The following is a 19146-nucleotide window of genomic DNA, read 5'->3' as shown; positions in this document are numbered from 1 at the left end:
GACGACCGGTGCACGCATCCGCTTCAGACGCCCTGTTAAGGACCTGACGACATGGCAAAACCCAATAAAGCTCGTTCCCGCAAACCTGCCGCCTTCATCGACGATCCGCTCTGGTACAAGGACGCGGTCATCTATCAGGTGCACGTGAAGTCGTTCTTCGACTCCAACAACGATGGCATCGGTGACTTCCCCGGCCTGATCGACAAGCTGGACTACATCGCCAGCCTTGGCGTGAACACCATCTGGCTGTTGCCGTTCTACCCCTCGCCGCGCCGCGACGACGGCTACGATATCGCCGAATACCGCGGTATCCACCCCGACTACGGCACCATGGCCGATGCCAAGCGTTTCATCGCCGAGGCCCACGCCCGTGGCCTGCGGGTGATCACCGAACTGGTCATCAACCACACCTCCGACCAGCATCCCTGGTTCCAGCGCGCCCGGCGTGCCAAGAAGGGCTCGGCGGCGCGCAACTTCTACGTCTGGTCCGATGACGACCAGAAATACGATGGCACCCGCATCATCTTCCTCGACACCGAGAAGTCCAACTGGACCTGGGACCCGGTCGCCGGCCAGTACTTCTGGCACCGCTTCTATTCCCACCAGCCGGATCTGAACTTCGACAATCCGCAGGTGATGAAGGCGGTCATCTCCATCATGAGGTACTGGCTGGACATGGGCGTCGACGGCCTGCGCCTGGATGCCATTCCCTACCTGGTGGAGCGCGACGGCACCAACAACGAGAACCTGCCCGAGACCCACGTGGTCCTCAAGCAGATCCGGGCCGAGATCGATGCCAACTATCCCGACCGCATGCTGCTGGCCGAAGCCAACCAGTGGCCGGAAGACACCCAGCTGTACTTCGGCGATGGCGACGAATGCCACATGGCCTTCCATTTCCCGCTGATGCCGCGCATGTACATGGCCATCGCCCAGGAAGACCGCTTCCCCATCACCGACATCCTGCGCCAGACCCCGGAGATCCCGGCCAACTGCCAGTGGTCGATCTTCCTGCGCAACCACGACGAACTGACCCTGGAGATGGTGACCGACCGCGAGCGGGACTACCTCTGGAACTACTACGCCTCCGATCGCCGCGCGCGCATCAACCTCGGCATCCGTCGCCGCCTGGCGCCCCTGCTGGAGCGCGACCGCCGTCGTATCGAACTGCTCAACAGCCTGTTGCTGTCTATGCCCGGTACGCCGACGATGTATTACGGCGACGAAATCGGCATGGGTGACAACATCCACCTTGGCGACCGCGATGGCGTGCGGACCCCGATGCAGTGGTCGGTCGACCGCAATGGCGGCTTCTCCCGCGCCGACCCAGCCAGCCTGGTGCTGCCGTCGATCATGGACCCGCTCTACGGCTACCAGGCGATCAACGTCGAGGCCCAGTCGCGCGATCCCCATTCGCTGCTCAACTGGACGCGGCGCATGCTGGCCGTGCGCAAGCAGCAGAAGGCCTTCGGTCGCGGCACCCTGAAGATGCTGTCGCCCACCAACAGACGCATCCTGGCCTACCTGCGCGACTTCACCAACGCCCAGGGCGAGCACGAGACCATCCTCTGCGTGGCCAACGTCTCCCGCGCCGCCCAGGCGGTGGAACTGGACCTGTCCAGCTTCGCCGGTCAGGTCCCGGTGGAGATGATCGGTGGCAGCGCCTTCCCGCCCATCGGCCAGCTGCCCTATATGCTGACCCTGCCGCCCTATGGCTTCTACTGGTTCTACCTAGCCGGCAACGAACAGATGCCCGCCTGGCATACCGAGCCGCCGGCCCCCATGCCCGACTACCAGACGGTGGTCATCAAGCGCAATCTGCAGGAGTTGCTGGACGGCGAGCCGCGCCGCATCTTCGAAGAGGTGCTGCCGGTCTATCTGCCCAAGCGTCGCTGGTTCGGTTCCAAGGACGAGGCCATCACCGGTGTGCGTCTGGACTATGCCGTGCAGATCAACACGCCCAAGCTGCCGGTGATGTTCAGCGAAGTGGTGGTGACCAATGCCAAGGGCGAAGAGCGCTACGCCTTGCCGCTGGGCTTCCTCGCCGAGGAAGACCAGCATTGCAGTCCGCTGGCCACCCAGCTGGCGCTTTCGCGCATCCGCCACGTGCGGCGCGTGGGCCTGGTGACCGATGCCTTCGCCCTGACCAGCTTCGTGCATGGCGTGTTCGACGCCTTCCGCAAGGGTGCCAAGCTGGCGTCCCCGGCCGGTGAGCTGAGCTTCGAGGTCTACGACCAGGCCGAGGACTTCGCGCTGGATCCGGCGATCGAGATCAAGCACCTGGGCGTCGAGCAGTCCAACAGTTCGCTGATCGTCGGCGACCACCTGATGCTCAAGCTGATCCGCAAGGTGGCGCCGGGCATCCATCCGGAAGTGGAGATGGGGCGCTATCTGGCCCAGGCCGGGTTCGCCAACATCGCCGCGACCCATGCCGTAGCCCAGCGCATCGCGGCGGATGGCACGCCGCACGTGCTGATGCTGGTCCAGCAGCACATCCACAACCAGGGCGATGCCTGGACCTGGAGCCTCGACGGGCTGGATCGCGTCACCCGTGACCTGCTCAGCGGCGGCATCTCCGACGTGGAGAACGAATTCACCGCCATGGGCGATCTGACCGTCTTCGCCGGTGTGCTGGGCAAACGTCTGGGCGAGATGCATCTCGTGCTGGCGCAGCCCACCGAGGACGCGGCCTTCGCCCCCGAGACCGTGGACGCCCAGGCGGCCAAGGACCTGGCGCACCGGGTGCGCGTGCAGGTGGACGGTGCCCTGGACACCCTGCAGGGCATGGGCGATCAGCTCGACGCCACCGGCAAGGAGCTGCTGCAAGGCCTGGTCGGCAAGCGTGAAGCCCTGGCCAAGCGCATCGAGGCCCTGGCGGCCGACGTCGAGGGTGGACTGCGCATCCGTGTCCATGGCGATCTGCACCTGGGTCAGGTGCTGGTGGCCCAGGACGACGCCATCCTCATCGACTTCGAAGGCGAGCCGGCGCGGTCGCTGGAAGAGCGGCGTGGCAAGTACGGTCCGCACAAGGACGTCGCCGGGGTGCTGCGCTCCTTCGACTACGCGGCGGCCATGGTCACCCAGTCGAGCAACGCCGGCGCCGATACCTCGGAAGAGCATCTGCAACTGCGAGCGAAGGCGGCAGAGACCTACCGCAATGCTTCCTACGCGGCCTTCCTGGAAGGCTACCGCACTGCCGCGGCCGGTATCGGCCACCAGTGGAGCGAGCGGGGCGAGCAGGCGGCGCTGGATCTCTACAGCCTGGAGAAGGCGGTCTATGAGATAGGCTACGAGGCTGCCAACCGACCCACCTGGATCAATATCCCGCTACGTGGCGTCGCCGCCATCGTCGAGACCCTCTTGTCCGGAGCCCGCGCATGACCGATCACAACACCGCTCCTGTCGCTCCGCTGGACGACGCCCGGCTCTCGGCTGCCGAAGCCGAGTCCCTGGCCCGCGGCGAGCACGGCAATCCCTTTGCCGTGCTCGGCCCCCATCCCGATGGCGAGGGCCTGATCGTCCGCGCCTTCCTGCCCAATGCCCTGGGCGCGGAGCTGGTCGATCGCGTCAGCGGTCGGCCACTGGCCCAGATGCAGCCCGGGCGGGTGCCCGGGCTGTTCGTCGCGCGGCTGGAGTACGCCGCGCCCTACAAGCTGGTCATTCGCTGGCCCAGTGGCGTGCAGGAGACCGAGGATCCCTATTCCTTCGGCCTGCTGCTGGGGGAAACCGACCTCTATCTGTTCAACGAAGGTCGCCACCGCAACCTCGGCGAGACCTTTGGCGCCCAGCGCTGCCAGGTCGACGGCGTGGAGGGCGTGCGCTTCGCGGTCTGGGCACCCAATGCGCGCCGCGTCTCGGTGGTCGGCGACTTCAACAGCTGGGACGGGCGCCGGCTGCCCATGCGCCTGCGAGCCAACAGCGGCGTCTGGGAGCTGTTCGTGCCGCGCCTGCCGGTCGGCACCTCCTACAAGTACGAGATCCTCGGCCAGCATGGCGTGTTGCCGCTCAAGGCCGATCCCATCGCCCTGGCCGCGGAATTGCCGCCGCGCACCGCCTCGGTGGTGGCCGACAACAAGCCCTTCACCTGGCACGACCAGGACTGGATGGCCCGCCGTCGCGAGCTGCAGGGCGTAGAAGCGCCCATCTCGGTCTATGAACTGCACGCCGGGTCCTGGCGCCGCGAAGGCGGTGACGAGGGGCGCCAGTACAACTGGCGCGAATTGGCCGAGCGCCTGATTCCCTACGTCCGCGAGATGGGCTTCACCCATATCGAGCTGTTGCCGATCATGGAGCATCCCTTCAGCGGCTCCTGGGGCTACCAGCCCCTGGGCCAGTTCGCGCCCACCTCGCGCTTTGGCACGCCGGCGGATTTCGCCGCCTTCGTCGATGCCTGCCACCAGGCCGACATCGGCGTCATCCTCGACTGGGTACCGGCGCATTTCCCCACCGACGAACACGGCCTGGCCCGCTTCGACGGTACCGCGCTGTACGAATACGAGCATCCCTTCGAAGGCTTCCACCAGGACTGGAACACCTACATCTACAACCTGGGGCGCCATGAGGTGCACGGCTTCATGTTGGCCTCGGCCATGCACTGGCTCAAGCACTTCCACATCGATGGTCTGCGGGTGGATGCCGTGGCCTCCATGCTCTACCGCGACTACTCGCGCAAGCACGGCGAGTGGATCCCCAACATCCATGGCGGTCGCGAGAACCTGGAAACCATCGCCTTCCTGCGGCACCTCAACGAGGTGGTCCACGAGGAAGCGCCGGGTGCCCTGGTGATCGCCGAGGAATCCACCTCCTGGCCGGGCGTCAGTGCGCCGGTCAGCGAGGGCGGCCTGGGTTTCGACTTCAAGTGGAACATGGGCTGGATGAACGACACCCTCCACTACGTGGAAGAGGACCCGGTCTATCGCCAGTACCATCACCACCAGATGACCTTCGGTCTGGTGTATGCCTGGTCCGAGCGCTTCATGCTGCCCATCTCCCACGACGAGGTGGTACACGGCAAGGGCTCGATGATCGAGAAGATGCCGGGGGACGTCTGGCAGAAGTTCGCCAACCTGCGCACTTACCTGAGCTTCATGTGGACCCATCCGGGCAAGAAGCTGCTGTTCATGGGCTGCGAATTCGGCCAATGGCGCGAGTGGAGTCATGACCGCGAGCTGGACTGGTTCCTGCTGGAGCACGGCACCCACCGGGGCGTGCAGCAGCTGCTGGCGGATCTCAACCACCTCTATCGTCACGAGCCAGCGCTGCACGAGCGCGATCACCTGCCCGAAGGCTTCGACTGGGTGGTTGGCGACGACAATGGCAACAGCGTCTTCGCCTGGTTGCGCAAGGACGCCCAGCAGCGACCGCTGCTGGTGATCGCCAACTTCACTCCGGTACCGCGTCACGACTACCGGGTGGGCGTGCCGTCGCTGGGCCATTGGCAGGAGATCTTCAACAGCGATGCCGAGCGCTACGGCGGTTCCAACCTGGGCAATGGCGGCGGGGTGACGGCCGAGGAAATCGGCGCTCATGGCCAGCCGGCCTCGCTGAATCTGCAAGTGCCGCCGCTGGGTCTGCTGGTGTTCAAGCCGCAGGGCTGATCCGGGAGCGCTCCATAGGGGGCGCGTTCCGCTGACAGGCATCCCCGTTCTGGGCGATGCTTGTCAGGCATCTGGCAACCGAGAACACCATGATCGATCTCGCCGAATGGAATCTGACGGTTCCCGTACCCATGCCCGTGGCCCAGGTACAGACCGCCGAACTCAACAGCAGCGCCTTTCGCAGTCCCTATCTCGCGCGCGGCGAGGGGGGATCGCTGGTGTTCTGGGTCCCGGTGACCGGCACGCCGCAACCCTTCAACACCTATCCCGCCACCGAGTTGCGCGAAACGCGCCCGGACGGCAGTGCCTATGCGTGGAAGTATCGCGAAGGGGATGCCCTGCTGCAGGCCGAGGCCGCGGTGCAGCAGGTGCCCTCGCGCCCCGAGGTCATCATCAGCCAGATCGAAGACCAGACCGCCGTGCCGGCAGCGCCCCAGGCACTGTTGCAGCTGGTCTATCAGGTGGAAAGCGTGGCCAGTGGCAAGGGACAGGTCGAGCAGGGCCAGCTCATCGCCCGGCTGCGGGAAAGCCCCAGCGACAGCCCCAAGGACGTCATCCTGCTGGAGCACCTGCCGCTCAACAGCCGCTTCAGCTATGACATCAAGCTGGCCCGCAGTGGCGTGCTCACCGTACGCGCCCATGGCGCCGGTTCGCGCAACGGTGACCTGGGTCTACAACTGGACAGCGCCTGGAGCAGCCATCACCTGTATTTCAAGGCCGGTGCCCGCTTGCGCGATGGGGAGGGGCCCGCCACCGAGGGCGGGCGTGTGCTGTTCTACCGGCTGATTTCCATGCACCAGCCCAACAACCGCTAGGGCACGCCCTAGGAGGCGTGCTTTTCCTGCTGCTTGCGCTCTTCGCGGCGGTCGTTGCTGACCTTGAGTTTCTTGGCTCGGCTTTCCAGGGCGAAGTAGAGCACGGCCGCGATCAGTAGCGGCAGGATGAAATACAGCGTCCGGTAGCCGAGCAGGGCGGCGATGATCTTGCCGTGGGAGAGGCCATCGTTGGCCAGCAGGGCGATGAAGACCGTCTCCAGCACCCCGACTCCAGCCGGGATATGCACGATGACCATGGCGATGCTGGAGAGCAGCAGCACGCCCAGCACATGCAGATAGTCCACCTGGCGACCGAGGAACAGGTAGACGATGGCCGCCATGGCCATCCAGTTGACCGAGGACACCAGCAGTTGCAGGCAGGCCATGCGCAGCGAGGGCAGGGCGAGGCGCTGCTTGCGCACCGTCCATTCGCGCTGCTTGGCGAAGGCGCAGACGCCCAGGTAGAAGACGATGAAGGCCAGCAAGCCGAATCCGGTCAGCCGCAGGGTGGTATCACCGACGAACCAGTTGGGCGGCATGTCCACCACGCCGCTGACGAACACGCCGCCGGCGAGCAGGATGTAGCCGAGCCAGTTGGTGGCGATGCTCAGCGAAAAGATCCGGGTGATGGTGCCGCTGGAAAGTCCCAGTCGCGAATAGAGCCGGTACCTCATGCCGATGCCGCCAACCCAGGTGCTCAGGGTCAGGGTGAAGGCGTAGCAGATGAAGGACACCAGGAACACCTGGCGCTTGACCAGCTTGTGCCCGCAATAGGCGCGCCCGATCAGGTCGTAGCAGCCGTACATGATGTACGACAGCACCACCAGGCCGCCGGCCATGGCCAGCGTCGTCCACTTGTAGCCGGTAAAGACCTTCCAGACCTCGCCCCAGTCCACCTTGCGGGCATAGATCACCAGCAGCACCACCACCGCGATCAGAAAGACCCAGGTGAGGATCTTCTTCGCCAGCACCCAGCGACCGTTCTGCGGTTTGTCGGCGGCCTGCTGGTCGTCCTCGTCGTCGGCGTGATCCAGGGCGTCGCTGTGGCTGCTCATCGTTGGGGATACCTTGAAATCGAGGAATCGACCCGATCCTGGGTTTCGAGCTCGGGCTGCACCGGCGGACTCACCAATTCGATCTTGGGGGTATGACCGGGCAGCCAGCCGACCCAGGCGGGGAAGTGGCGCAGGAAGTGAAAGACCAGCATCGTCTTGGCCAGGTGCCAGTAGGTGCGCTTGGGCACCTTGCTGCTGTCGACGTGCTCGCAGTGATTCTGGATCAGGGTTTCCAGGCGACCGCGCAATTCACGGTTGAAGGCATGGTCGTGGAAGATCAGATTGCATTCGAGATTCAGCGAGAGACTCAGGGGATCGAGATTGCTCGAACCCACGGTGGACCAGTGCTCGTCCATGGTCGCTACCTTGCCGTGCAGGGGGCGCAGGCAATATTCGTAGATTTCCACCCCGGCCTTGACCAGGTAGTTGTAGAGCATCTGGGCGCCGACCTTGACGATAGCCATGTCCGGTTCGCCCTGGACGATCAGCACCACGCGGACGCCACGCTGGGCCGCATTGCGCATCTCCCTGAGCAGTCGATAGCCGGGGAAGAAGTAGGCATTGGCGATCACCACCTCGCGCTTGGCGTTGCGCAGCATCTCCAGGTAGTGCTTTTCGATGTCGGCGCGGTGCTCGTCGTTGTCGCGGAAAACCAGCAGCGCCTGGGCGTTGCCGGGATTGCGGTTGTCGGCCGGCTTCTGCGAACGCTTGCCCCACCAGCGGTGGGTCTCCTCGGGAGAGTTGATGGCATCGCGCGCGAAGCGGTGGATGTCGTCGACGATGGGGCCTTCGACCTCGACGGCATAGTCCTGCTTGGCTTCGGGGCCGAAATCGCCCAGGTGCTCGGCGGAGTAGTTAATGCCGCCGATGAATCCCAGGCGGGCATCCACCACTACGATCTTGCGATGCAGGCGGCGGAAGAGGTTGGTCCTCATGCCCATGACCAGCGGGCGCGGATCGTAGTAGCGAAACCGCACGCCGGCATGCACCATTTCGTCGATGAAGTCGCGTGGCAGATCGGGCGAGCCGTAGGCGTCCACGGTGATGTCCACCTGGACGCCACGCTTGGCCGCCGCGACCAGCTCTTCCTGCAGGGCCTTGCCGACCTTGTCGTAGAAGAGGATGAAGGTCTCGATGATGACTTCGCGCTCGGCCGCGCGGATCGCCTCGAAGACCCGTGGAAAGAAGTCCTCGCCGTTTTCCAGCAAGGCGATGCGGTTTCCGTCCCGCCATTCGAAATTCATAGGTGGAAGTCCGCAGCCAGGGGAGCATGGTCGGAGAGGTGCGACCACGGCTGATTGCCCAGCACCTGTGGGCGCCCGACACTGACGTTACGGGTATAGATACGATCCAGGCAGAGCAGGGGTCGCTTCGCCGGGAAGGTCTTGGGCAGACGCCCCGCGGTCTTCATGAACACCTCTTCGAGGCCCGCGCCCTGGCCGAGGATGTCGTTGGCCTTTTGGCGCCAGTCGTTGAAGTCCCCCGCCACCACGACGGGGGCGTCGCTGGGCAGGGAGTTGATGTGTTCGCAGATCAGCTGCATCTGCATCTGGCGATGTTTTTCACGCAGCCCCAGGTGCACGCAGATGACATGCAGATCCACGGCCTGATCCGGGATACGCAGGACGCAATGCAGCATCCCGCGCTTTTCCGGACCGGCGATGGAAATGTCGAAGTTGTCGTAACTGACGATGGGAAACTTCGACAGCACCGCATTACCGTGATGGCCATCCGGGTAGACCGCGTTGCGCCCGTAGGCGAAATCGGTCCACATCGAATCGGCCAGGAACTCGTACTGCGGTGCTGCCGGCCAGTTCTCGAAGCGCAACGGGTGCTTTTCGTGGGTACCCAATACCTCCTGCAAGAAGACAATGTCCGCTGACACCGTCCGCACCGCCTCGCGCAATTCCGGCAAGATGAACTTGCGGTTGAAGGACGTGAAGCCCTTGTGCGTGTTGATGGTCAGGACCTTGAACGAAAAACCCTGTTGCGCGTTCGTCATGCCTGGCGCTTCCTCCGCTTGGTCTGGGTCAGCTCGAACAGCAATACCGAGCGTCCGGTGACCTGATAGGTATCTCCGAAATTGAAGACGTCGCCAGCGTCCAGGTCTGGCTGATTGGTATCCAGCTGCAGGGACCAATGCTCGCCCATGGGGACTTCCGGCAGGGTGAAATCCACCACGTCATAATGAGCATTGACCAGAATCAGCAGCGAGGTATCCGCGCCCTTGCGACGAATGCCGGTCGGTTGGGCCCGGCCGTCGAGCAGGATGCCCATGCACTTGTTGCTGCCGTCCTGCCATTGCTCGTCGCCCATCTCGGTGCCGCCGGGCTGTAGCCAGGTGACATCCTTGACGCCCAGCTCTTCGTTGTAGGCGCCGGTGAAGAAGCGGCTACGACGCAGCAGCGGGTAGCGACGACGCAGGTCGATCAGGTTGCGCACGTATTCCTGCAGCTCGGCGCTCTTCTCGCTGATCTCCCAGTTGACCCAGCCGATCTCGCTGTCCTGGCAGTAGGCGTTGTTGTTGCCGCCCTGGGTCCGGGCGAATTCGTCGCCGGCCAGCAGCATCGGCGTGCCCTGGGAAAGGAAGAGGGTGGCCAGCAGGTTGCGCATCTGGCGGTAGCGCAGCTCGATGATTTCCGCATCGTCCGTCTCGCCTTCGGCGCCACAGTTCCACGACAGGTTGTGGGAGTGGCCGTCCTTGTTGTCTTCGCCGTTGGCTTCGTTGTGCTTGTCGTTGTACGACACGGTATCGGCCAGGGTGAAGCCATCGTGGGCGGTCACGAAGTTCACGGACGAGTAGGGCTTGCGACCGCGACGATTGAACTTGTCGCCGGAGCCCAGCAGGATCTTCGCGAAATCGCCGATCTTGTCTTCGTCACCCTTCCAGAAGGCACGGGCGGTGTCGCGGAAGGTGTCGTTCCACTCCATCCAGCCGGGCGGGAAGTTGCCGACTTGGTAGCCGCCGGGGCCGCAGTCCCAGGGTTCGGCGATGAGCTTGGTCTCGGCCAGGATCGGATCCTGGCGGCAGGCGTGGAGGAAACCGCCGCCTTCGTCGAAGCCGTCCGGCTCGCGACCCAGGATGGTCGCCAAGTCGAAGCGGAAGCCGTCCACACCCATCTCGGTGGCCCAGTAGCGCAGCGAGTCGGTCACCATCTGCAACACGCAGGGGTGGCTCATGTTCAGGGTGTTGCCGGTGCCGGTGTCGTTGATGTAGTAGCGCGCATCATCGGGCATCAGGCGGTAGTAGTTGGCGTTGTCGATGCCTTTCAGCGAGAGGGTCGGGCCCATCTCGTTGCCTTCGGCGGTGTGGTTGTAAACCACGTCGAGGATGACCTCGAGGCCGGCGTTGTGCATGCGCGCGACCATCACCTTGAATTCGCCGATGGACTGGCTGGCCATGTAGCGCGAGTGCGGGGCGAAGAAGGCCAGGGTGTTGTAGCCCCAGAAGTTTCTCAGGCCCTTTTCCAGCAGGTGGTTGTCATCGAGGAAGTAGTGGATCGGCATCAGTTCGACGGAGGTGATGCCGAGCGACTTGATGTAGTCGATCACTTCGCTTTCCTGCAGCCCGGAGAAGGTACCGCGGGCGCTTTCTGGAACGGCCGGGTGCTGCATGGTGTAGCCACGGACATGGGTCTCGTAGAACACGGTACGATCACGGGGTACCCGCGGGTGGGTGGTGTTGCCCCAGGTGAAGGCCGGGTCGATGACGCGGCAGCGCGGCATGAAGGGTGCGCTGTCACGCTCGTCGAAGGACAGGTCGCCATCGGCGTGGCCGATGGTGTAGCCGAACAGGGCGTCGTTCCACTCCAGCTCACCGACGATCTGCTTGGCATAGGGGTCGATCAGCAGCTTGTTGTGGTTGAAGCGATGGCCATTCTGCGGCTCGTACGGGCCATGCACGCGGTAGCCATAGAGGGTGCCGGGACGGGCGTCGGGCAGATAGCCGTGCCAGATCTCGTTGGTGAATTCCGGCAGTTCGATGCGTTCGATTTCTTCCTTGCCTTCGTCGTCGAAGAGACAGAGCTCCACCTTGGTGGCGTTGGCGGAAAAGATGGCGAAGTTCACGCCGGAGCCGTCCCAGGTAGCGCCCAGGGGGTAGGGCAGGCCTTCACGAACACGAGACTTGGACTTGCTGATGAACGCGGTCGCTTCGGTTAAGGGCTTGTTGGAATCGGTTGATGTCATTTCGACGCTCTCGGGGATAGCTAGGAAGGAAGTAGCTCTGACTCGGCTCTCAATACCTGCCGGTGGCTGAATCGATACAGATCCGGCTACCTGCATATGAAAGGCCCGACGCAGCGCAGTTCCGAGCCCTGATGGCGAACCGACAAAGCGTTGTTTTTTCAGGAAAAATCAGGAGAACAGCGGTAACGCGGGCACCGCAGCGAGGCGGCAGGGGGAAGGCCTGGCCGAACGGCCAGGCCGGAACATCACATCACTCGGTGGCGGCGGGCTTGGCCGTGGCCGCCTTGGCGCGGGAAGGGCGCGGCTTCTTGGGCGTGGCCGGTGCCACACCCACGCCGGTAGCCTCGACGTTGGTGTCAGCCTTGGCCTTGCTGGCCGGGGCCTTGCTCGCGCTGGTCTTGCCTGCACCGGGCTTGACCGCCTGCTTGACCTTGGAGGCGACCTTCTTGGCGGCCGACTCGACCTTCTCGGTCACGGACTCACCGGCAGCCGCGTCTTCGGTCGCGGCCTTCTCGCTGCCACTCTTGGTCTTGCCGGTAGTGCGGGCCTTGCTCGCGACAGGCTTTTCAGCGCTGGCTGCGGCCTTGGTCGCGCGGGGCTTCTTGGCCGCGGTCTTCTTGGCCACGCCTTCCTGTTCGGCTTCGTACAGTCGGGTCGCCATCTCCCAGTGGCGATCGTGTTCGTGGGCCGGCCGTCCTTCGGACTCCCAGATCTGGTAGGCGAGCTGCTGGATGCGTTCGTCTTTTTGGGTCATTGCGGTGCGGCTCCTTGAGTGATGTCTTGTGTGCTGAGCAATCCAAGCGGAAAACGTGCCAGAACCTCGCCGACAGAAAGCTCTTTCTTCTGGTCATGGACAGATGCCGGGGCAAAAGTTTCCCCAAAACGGTACATGGACAAGGTTTCGGGGAGTTTTATCCGGGTGTCCTGCCAAGCCTCTGCGGAAAAGCGCAGTTTTCCGGTGTTCTCCAGCCGTTCGGAGGCATGCACCGGCACGATGACGATCACCGCCTGTTGCTCCCAGGTGCGGGCGAAGGCCAGCACCTGATCGGCATGGGCACCCACTACGGTCAGGGGCAGGTAGCGACCTTCGGTGAACAGTTGCGGCTGCTGCTTGCGCAGTTGCAGTACGGCGGCCAGGACCTGTTGCTTGATCTCGCCGTTCTGCCAGGCATCCAGGACAGCCTCGACGGAGGCGTGCTTGGCCAGCGCCTGCTGCCGTGGGGCATAGTCCACGGCGCGGCGGTTGTCGGGCTCCACCAGGCTGAAGTCCCAGAATTCACCGCCTTGGTAGAGGTCGGGTACGCCGGGTGCGGTGTTGCGCAACAGCATCTGCACCAGGCCGTTCAGGGCGCCAGCCGGAGCCAGCTCGCCTACCGCGGTGACGATCTCGCTGCGCAGGGCGCGGTACTTGTCGTCGGTGAGCAGACCTTCCAGGAAGGCCTTGCAGGCCGCTTCGTAGTCGCCATTCGGCGCCCACCAGTCGGACTCCAGTTTCTCTTCGCGCAGGGCCTTTTCCTGCCATTGCAGCAGTCGCTCCAGATAGGCCTCCAGACCCTTCTGGTCATCGGCCTGGAGATGCAGCGGCCAGCTGGCGAGCAGGGTCTGGTAGAGCATCAGTTCATCGCCCGGCGTCGGCGCCGGGGCGTCGTTCCACTGGCCGCGCAACGGTGCGGCCTGTTCCATCCAGCGGGTGGCCTGGGCGATGTAGGCGTCCGGGCGCTCCGAGACCACCGCCAGGCGCGCGCGGGTGTCCTCGCCACGTTTGTGGTCATGGGTCGCGGTGGTCAGCATGTTGCGCGGGAAGTGCTCGGCGCGCCAACCGCTGGCCTGGTGGAAGGCGCTGACCGGCTGGGCAAAATGCTGCGGATCGAAACCCACGTCGTTGCGCGACAGCAGGGGCGCGGAGCGGTAGCAGGCGGTGTCTTCCACGGCCTTGGCGGCGATGGGCGAGGTGAGCTGCTGGAACTTGGTGATCGCTCGGCGCTGTTCGCGACGGGCCACGCTGCCCACCGGCTTGTGCCGCGGCGCATCACCACCCAGCCAGGCACGCAGCTGTTCGAGTAGCGGTTGCTCGGCCTCGCTGACGTGGGGGCGGGCAGCTTCCAGCGCGGTATCGAACCACTGGGCATCGTTGCCGACGAAGCCCGCCGCGCCGGCGTAGGTGCGGTAGACCTTGAACTGCACGATCAGCTCCAGCAGCACCCGGCGGATGGCGCCCTGGCTGGTGTCGCGGGTGCGCCAGTCCTGTTGCGCCAGCAGGTGCAGGGTGTGCACGGCCGATTCGAATTCGCTGTTCAGCGCCGTGGTGAGTACCAGGCGCCGCGCTTCCCGCACCTCTTCGAGGAAGTCCTCGGTACGGCCGGTCCGCTCGGCCCAGAACCGGCGGAGCGGGGCTTCACCGCTGGCGGCATGCTGCACCGCCGAGACCTCGTTCATGAATTCATAGCCAGTGGTGCCGTCGATGCCCCAGCCTTCGCGGAGCTCTTCGCCTTCGGCAAGGATCTTCTCGATGTAGATGGGGAAGCCATCTTCCGGTGCACCGCCGGCGCGGCTGGCACAGAGGTCGTCCACGCGGCGGCGCAGCTTCCGGCAATAGGCGCGCGGATTGGCCAGGCCGTCGATATGATCCAGGCGCAAGCCATCGAGCAGGCCTTCGCTGATCAGGCGGAAGATCAGCGAATGGGTTTCCTCGAACACCTCGTGGCGCTCCATGCGCAGGCCACCGAGTTCGGTGATGTCGAAGAAGCGCCGCCAGTTGATGTCGTCCGAGGCGGTGCGCCAGCTGGCCAGGCGATAGTGCTGATTCTCCAGCAGGGCGTGCAGGCGTTCCTGATTGGCCGGCTGGCTGCCATCGAAGGCGGCGACCGCCTTGTCGATCGCCGCCGCCACGGCGGGATCCTTGGCGGCATCGGCCAGCTGGCGCTGGGCACCGCGGGCTTCTTCCAGGTCCTTGGCCCGTGCCGAGAAGGCATCGGCGAACAGACTCAGCTGCGGCAGATCGCTTTCGCGCAGGATCTGGCCGTAGGTGCCCGGGTTGATGGGGAAATGGTGGGCGTAGTACTCCACGCGGAAGGCGCCTTGCTCGGCGTCGAACACCAGCTTGAGTTCGCCGGCCTGCAGCACGTTGCCATAGGCGTCACCGAGGAAGGGCAGCAGCACCTGACCCTGCAGATCCGGGTCGGGGCCATACCAGTTGATGTCGTAGAAGCCGGCGTAGCGGCTCTGGCGACCCCATTCGAGGATGTCCAGCCACCAGGCGTTTTCCGAGCCGCCCACGTTGGTGTGGTTGGGCACGAAGTCGGCGATCAGGCCCATGCCGTGCTCGCGCAGGCGGGCGACCAGGCGCCGCAGCGCCGCTTCGCCACCCAGCTCCGGGTTGACCCGGGTCGGGTCGACCACGTCGTAGCCGTGCACGGAGCCGGCGCGCGCGGTGGTGATGGGCGAGGCATAGAAGTGGCTTATACCCAGCTTGGCGTAGTAGTCCACCAGGGGCAGGGCATCGTCGAAGGTGAAGTCCTTGTGGAACTGCAGGCGTACGGTAGCGCGCAAGCGACTCATCGAGTGTTCTCCGGATTATTACGCGCAGTGCTCAGCACGCTCAGGCGTCGTTCAGGGGTAGCAGCGTTCAGCAAGCGTTCGGCTGGGTCGTCCCAGCGGCGCAGCCAATTGGGGTGTTCGTTGGTGGTGCCGGGCAGGTTGGCCTGCTCCAGCTGGCCCAGGGCGTCTTCCACCGGCAGGATGATCAGCGGTGCCGGGGTGCGGCCGATGAAGGCGATGGCGGCATCGACCGCCTGTTCGACGTTGCTTTCTCGGGTGTCGTCCAGCTCCAGCACCTTGGCCAGGTATTGGCGATCCTCGGCCCGCTCGTCGAGTCGGTCCTGGCGCGAGGTGCCGTCGGGCAGCAGCCCCAGCTCCTCCTGCCAGTCGGCATCGCGACCCTGCCACCAGCCGGTAAGGGTCGGCAGGTCGTGGGTGGTGGGCATGCCCATGGCCGTGTCCGACCACTGGGCGGCGGGCTTGAAGTCTTGGCCATCGCGTTCGAACAGCAGCACCTGCATGCCCATGATGGCGCGCTCGGCCAGGCGTTCGCGGAAGCCCTCGGGAACGGTGCCCAGGTCTTCACCCATGACCACGCAGCGATGACGCCAGGATTCCAGGGCGACCAGCCGCAGCAGGTCGTCGATGGGGTAGGAGAGATAGGCACCGTCGGCCGGCGAAGCGCCCTCGGGCACCAGCCAGAGGCGCTGCAGCCCCATCACGTGGTCGATGCGCACGCCGCCGGCATGGGCGAAGTTGGCCCTGAGCATCTCGATGAAGGCGCGAAAGCCATGCTTGACCATGCCGGTGGGCGAGAAGGCGGAAATGCCCCAGCCCTGGCCTTTCTGGTTCAGCAGATCCGGTGGGCAACCCACGGTGACCGAGGCCAGTAACTCTTCCTGACGACTCCAGGCCTGGCTGCCACCACCGTCCGCGCCCACCGCGATATCGGCGATCAGGCCGATCTTCATGCCCGCTTCGCGACACTGCGACTGGGCCGCGGACAGCCCTTCGCTGGCCAGCCACTGGGTGAAGGCATAGAACTCAACGTCCTGGGCGTGGCGTTCGGCGAACTCGGCCACTGCGGGATTCCGCGGATCGCGATACTGCTGCGGCCAATGCTGCCAGCTGGGCGAGGCATCGCCCTGGGTGAAGGAGGCATGCAGGGCTTCGAAGCGGCAGTGGTTTTCCAGGGCATCGCCACCGTCGCGGCGGAACGCCTCGAAGCGCTCGCGCAGCGCACCGCCGGCGGTACGGAAATCCAGGTGCAGGGTGCGCAGCAGGCGCAGGCGCAACCTGGCCAGCGCCGGCCAATCGATCAGCTCCAGCTGCTCCAGGCGTTCGGCTTCCGCCTGCAGACCGGCGCGCTGCATGGCCTGGCGCACGGGCTCGGCGCCCAGCACCAGCTCCGGCGCCGCATAGAGCACATTGAAGAACACCCGACTCGACGGCGAGTAGGGGCTGTAGCGGCTGCCATCGGCGCTGAACATGGCGTGCAAGGGGCTGATGGCCAGGGCATCGGCGCCCTTGTCGCCAGCGGCCTTGGCGAACTGCACCAGGCCCTGGAGATCGCCGGCACCGCTGCCCCCTTCGCGTCTCAGGCTGTAGAGCTGCACGGCCAGACCCCAGAGACGGGCCCGCTCATTGCCGGTGGCGTCGGCGATGGTGAAGCAGCTTTCCGGCGCGACGGCCAGGGTCAGGGCTTCGCCATCGACCTCGGCCTGGTGATAGCCGGCGACGCCGATCGGCGCCAGCTGTCCCCGGTCATCGACCTGGCCTTCCAGACGCTCGCCGCCTTCCAGCTGTACCTGGTAGCGGACGCCGCGTTTGAACTGGTCCGGCGCCCCGACCGGCTTGTCGACCACCGCGGTGATGAGCGGCGGCAAGTGGTGCTTGTCGCCCACCTCGGCCAGCTTGCGCAGGCTGGCGTCGATCTCGTCGTCACTGTCCGCGGGCAATTCGATGGCGTTGAGCAGATTGCGCAGTGCCTCGGGGCTCACCCGCTGGCGCTTGCCGTCGTAGGCGGTCCATTCGATGGCGATGCCGGCGGCCTCCGCCAGTTGTTCCAGACGATCCCCACTCATGCCTTTTTCTCCAGCCAGACCAGTGCCGAATGAGCGGCCAGGGTGCCGCCCTGGCGAGCAGGCGTGGCCGAGGCGTCGCTGCTGTGCAGCAACTCGCCCTGGGGCGCCTCGTCCAGCTGTACGGCCTTGTCGCTCAGGTTGAGTTCGATGGTCAGGCGGCTGCCGTCGGCGAGGCTCCAGCGCGCGCGCACGGCGCGGTCGGCCAGGGCTTCGGCGCCCAAGGGACGAGCCCCTTCCAGACGCGGGAAGAGTTCGCGACGGCGGATCTCCAGCAACTCGCGGTACAGCCCCAGCCAGGCGGCGTGGTCGGGCTGATCGGCTTCGCCGAAATTGGGCCTGGAGTCTTCGAAGGTCTTGGGCGCGTTCGGATCAGGGATCTGCTGGCGATGCTCTTCACTGGTGAAGAAATCGAAGTCCTTGAACTCGTTACGACGGCCATCGCGGACCAGTTCGGCCAATTCATCGTTGTGGCTGGTGAAGAACAGGAAGGGCTGGCGGCTACCCCATTCCTCGCCGATGAACAGCAGCGGAATCATCGGACTGAGCAGTAGGAGGGCGGTGGCGGCTTTCAGCGCCGGCTCCGGTGCCAGGCGGGTCAGGCGTTCACCGAAGGCGCGGTTGCCGACCTGGTCGTGGTTCTGCAGGAAGATGACGAAAGCCGAGGCCGGCAGGTCCTTGCTGGGTTCCCCACGGGCCTTGCCGTGGCGGGTCTGCTCGCCCTGGTAGATGAAGCCTTCGCCCAGGCAGCGCACCAGCTTGGCCGTGGCGTCCTCGGTGAAGTCCTGGTAGTAGCCTTCGTTCTCGTCGGTCAGCATGGGATGGATGACGTTGTGCCAGTCGTCCGCCCACTGCGCGTTGTAGTGCTTGCCGCCCAGCAGGGTGGCGGTGTTGTCTTCGTTTTCCAGCATCAAGTGGATGTGGCGACCCGGCTCGGCGGTGCCGCGGATCTCCTCGGCCATCTCTTCGAGGAAGCCCTTGTCGTTGATGGCATGGACCGCATCGAATCTCAGGCCATCGAAGCGATACTCCATCAGCCACATCAGAGCGTTGTCGATGAAGTAGCGGCGCACGGCGTCCTGGCGGAAATCGATGGCGGCGCCCCAGGGCGTATGGATGTCTTCGCGGAAGAAGCGCTCGGCGTAGGCGTGCAGGTAGTTGCCGTCCGGCCCGAAGTGGTTGTAGACCACGTCCAGGTAGACCATGACGCCATGGCCGTGGGCGGTGTCGATCAGCGACTTGAGATCGTCCGGGGTGCCGTAGGAGGCTTCCACCGCATAGGGCAGCACGCCGTCATAGCCCCAGTTGCGATCGCCGGGAAATTCCGACAGCGGCATCAGCTCGATGGCGGTGACGCCCAGCGCGGCCAGGCGGGGTACCAGTTTCTCGACACCGGAAAAGCCACCCAGGGTGCCGACATGCAATTCGTAGATGACGCTTTCGTGCCAGGGGCGCCCCTGCCACTCGACGCTTTGCCAGTGGTAGGTGGTGGGGTCGATGACGATGCTTGGCTCGTGCACATCGCCCGCTTGGGCGCGCGACGCGGGATCCGGGACCAGCAGGTCCTCGATCTGATAGCGATAACGGGTACCGGCGCCGCACTGGGCCTCGACCGCGAACCAGCCGTCTTGCTCGGCCTCCATGGCGAGGGTCATGCCACCTTCCAGGACCACCGAAACGGCATCGGCGCTGGGTGCCCAGAAGTGGAAGAGCGTGCGGTCCTTGCCCACCAGGGTGGCACCGGCACGGGTTTGCCAGGCATAGCCCCCGGTCACCGCGGCTGCGTCGCGCGAAATATCAGTCATGGATAGAGAACTCCCGAAGCCGGACGGCAGAAAAGACACTGCGACCCAGTTGGCCGCAGTTGCTGTTA

At 65.0% G+C, this 19146-nt stretch carries 11 protein-coding genes; 3 read left to right on the top strand and 8 right to left on the bottom strand.

The annotated features are described in order from the left end of the window. Window positions 1–51: 51 nt before the first annotated feature. The 3 genes from treS to FHR73_RS06725 all read left to right on the top strand — a co-directional run bounded on the left by treS (window position 52) and on the right by FHR73_RS06725 (window position 6412). Window positions 52–3381, top strand: coding sequence for a maltose alpha-D-glucosyltransferase (gene treS / locus FHR73_RS06735; RefSeq protein WP_183630129.1), 3330 nt, complete (start codon window positions 52–54; stop codon window positions 3379–3381). Then, the gene (glgB, locus tag FHR73_RS06730) at window positions 3378–5597 is read left to right on the top strand and encodes a 1,4-alpha-glucan branching protein GlgB (RefSeq protein WP_183630128.1); all 2220 of its coding nucleotides are present in this window, start codon (window positions 3378–3380) and stop codon (window positions 5595–5597) included. Before treS ends, glgB begins: the two co-directional genes overlap by 4 nt. Before the next feature lie 89 nt (window positions 5598–5686). Further along, window positions 5687–6412 carry a polysaccharide lyase family 7 protein gene (locus FHR73_RS06725; RefSeq protein ID WP_183630127.1) on the top strand — a complete coding sequence of 242 codons (726 nt, stop codon included), beginning with the start codon at window positions 5687–5689 and terminating at the stop codon, window positions 6410–6412. Window positions 6413–6420: 8 nt separating this feature from the next. Here FHR73_RS06725 and FHR73_RS06720 read toward each other — a convergent pair whose 3' ends face one another. The 8 genes from FHR73_RS06720 to treZ all read right to left on the bottom strand — a co-directional run bounded on the left by FHR73_RS06720 (window position 6421) and on the right by treZ (window position 19078). Beyond that, window positions 6421–7467, bottom strand: coding sequence for a YbhN family protein (locus FHR73_RS06720; RefSeq protein ID WP_221191411.1), 1047 nt, complete (start codon window positions 7465–7467; stop codon window positions 6421–6423). Continuing rightward, the gene (gene clsB / locus FHR73_RS06715; protein WP_183630126.1) at window positions 7464–8711 is read right to left on the bottom strand and encodes a cardiolipin synthase ClsB; all 1248 of its coding nucleotides are present in this window, start codon (window positions 8709–8711) and stop codon (window positions 7464–7466) included. Before clsB ends, FHR73_RS06720 begins: the two co-directional genes overlap by 4 nt. Further along, window positions 8708–9469, bottom strand: coding sequence for an endonuclease/exonuclease/phosphatase family protein (locus FHR73_RS06710; protein ID WP_133861799.1), 762 nt, complete (start codon window positions 9467–9469; stop codon window positions 8708–8710). The genes clsB and FHR73_RS06710 overlap by 4 nt, the downstream gene beginning before the upstream one ends. Continuing rightward, window positions 9466–11655: a glycogen debranching protein GlgX gene (glgX, locus tag FHR73_RS06705; RefSeq protein ID WP_260175615.1), complete on the bottom strand. Its 2190-nt coding sequence runs from the start codon at window positions 11653–11655 to the stop codon at window positions 9466–9468. The genes FHR73_RS06710 and glgX overlap by 4 nt, the downstream gene beginning before the upstream one ends. A 250-nt stretch (window positions 11656–11905) precedes the next feature. Next, window positions 11906–12409 (bottom strand): DUF2934 domain-containing protein, encoded by a 504-nt coding sequence (locus tag FHR73_RS06700; protein ID WP_183630125.1) that lies wholly within the window; start codon window positions 12407–12409, stop codon window positions 11906–11908. Next, window positions 12406–15213 carry a malto-oligosyltrehalose synthase gene (gene treY / locus FHR73_RS06695; RefSeq protein ID WP_183630124.1) on the bottom strand — a complete coding sequence of 936 codons (2808 nt, stop codon included), beginning with the start codon at window positions 15211–15213 and terminating at the stop codon, window positions 12406–12408. Before treY ends, FHR73_RS06700 begins: the two co-directional genes overlap by 4 nt. Then, on the bottom strand, window positions 15210–17276 hold the full coding sequence (gene malQ / locus FHR73_RS06690; protein ID WP_183630123.1) for a 4-alpha-glucanotransferase: 2067 nt from the start codon (window positions 17274–17276) through the stop codon (window positions 15210–15212). Before malQ ends, treY begins: the two co-directional genes overlap by 4 nt. Beyond that, a complete protein-coding gene (treZ, locus tag FHR73_RS06685; RefSeq protein WP_183630122.1) occupies window positions 17273–19078 on the bottom strand; it encodes a malto-oligosyltrehalose trehalohydrolase in 1806 nt (601 codons plus the stop codon). The genes malQ and treZ overlap by 4 nt, the downstream gene beginning before the upstream one ends. Between the last annotated feature and the right edge of the window lie 68 nt (window positions 19079–19146).

This window comes from Pseudomonas sp. AS2.8 (assembly GCF_014190935.1).
In the GTDB taxonomy this organism is placed as follows: Bacteria; Pseudomonadota; Gammaproteobacteria; order Pseudomonadales; family Pseudomonadaceae; genus Chryseomonas.
Note: the sequence above shows the minus strand (reverse complement) of the source record. Positions and strands in the feature narration are given on the sequence as shown.

Excerpts from the sequence above, each read along its gene's own strand:
- treS (WP_183630129.1), top strand. The coding sequence starts at position 52 with ATGGCAAAACCCAATAAAGCTCGTTCCCGCAAACCTGCCGCCTTCATC.
- glgB (WP_183630128.1), top strand. The coding sequence starts at position 3,378 with ATGACCGATCACAACACCGCTCCTGTCGCTCCGCTGGACGACGCCCGG.
- FHR73_RS06725 (WP_183630127.1), top strand. The coding sequence starts at position 5,687 with ATGATCGATCTCGCCGAATGGAATCTGACGGTTCCCGTACCCATGCCC.
- FHR73_RS06720 (WP_221191411.1), bottom strand. The coding sequence starts at position 7,467 with ATGAGCAGCCACAGCGACGCCCTGGATCACGCCGACGACGAGGACGAC.
- clsB (WP_183630126.1), bottom strand. The coding sequence starts at position 8,711 with ATGAATTTCGAATGGCGGGACGGAAACCGCATCGCCTTGCTGGAAAAC.
- FHR73_RS06710 (WP_133861799.1), bottom strand. The coding sequence starts at position 9,469 with ATGACGAACGCGCAACAGGGTTTTTCGTTCAAGGTCCTGACCATCAAC.
- glgX (WP_260175615.1), bottom strand. The coding sequence starts at position 11,655 with ATGACATCAACCGATTCCAACAAGCCCTTAACCGAAGCGACCGCGTTC.
- FHR73_RS06700 (WP_183630125.1), bottom strand. The coding sequence starts at position 12,409 with ATGACCCAAAAAGACGAACGCATCCAGCAGCTCGCCTACCAGATCTGG.
- treY (WP_183630124.1), bottom strand. The coding sequence starts at position 15,213 with ATGAGTCGCTTGCGCGCTACCGTACGCCTGCAGTTCCACAAGGACTTC.
- malQ (WP_183630123.1), bottom strand. The coding sequence starts at position 17,276 with ATGAGTGGGGATCGTCTGGAACAACTGGCGGAGGCCGCCGGCATCGCC.
- treZ (WP_183630122.1), bottom strand. The coding sequence starts at position 19,078 with ATGACTGATATTTCGCGCGACGCAGCCGCGGTGACCGGGGGCTATGCC.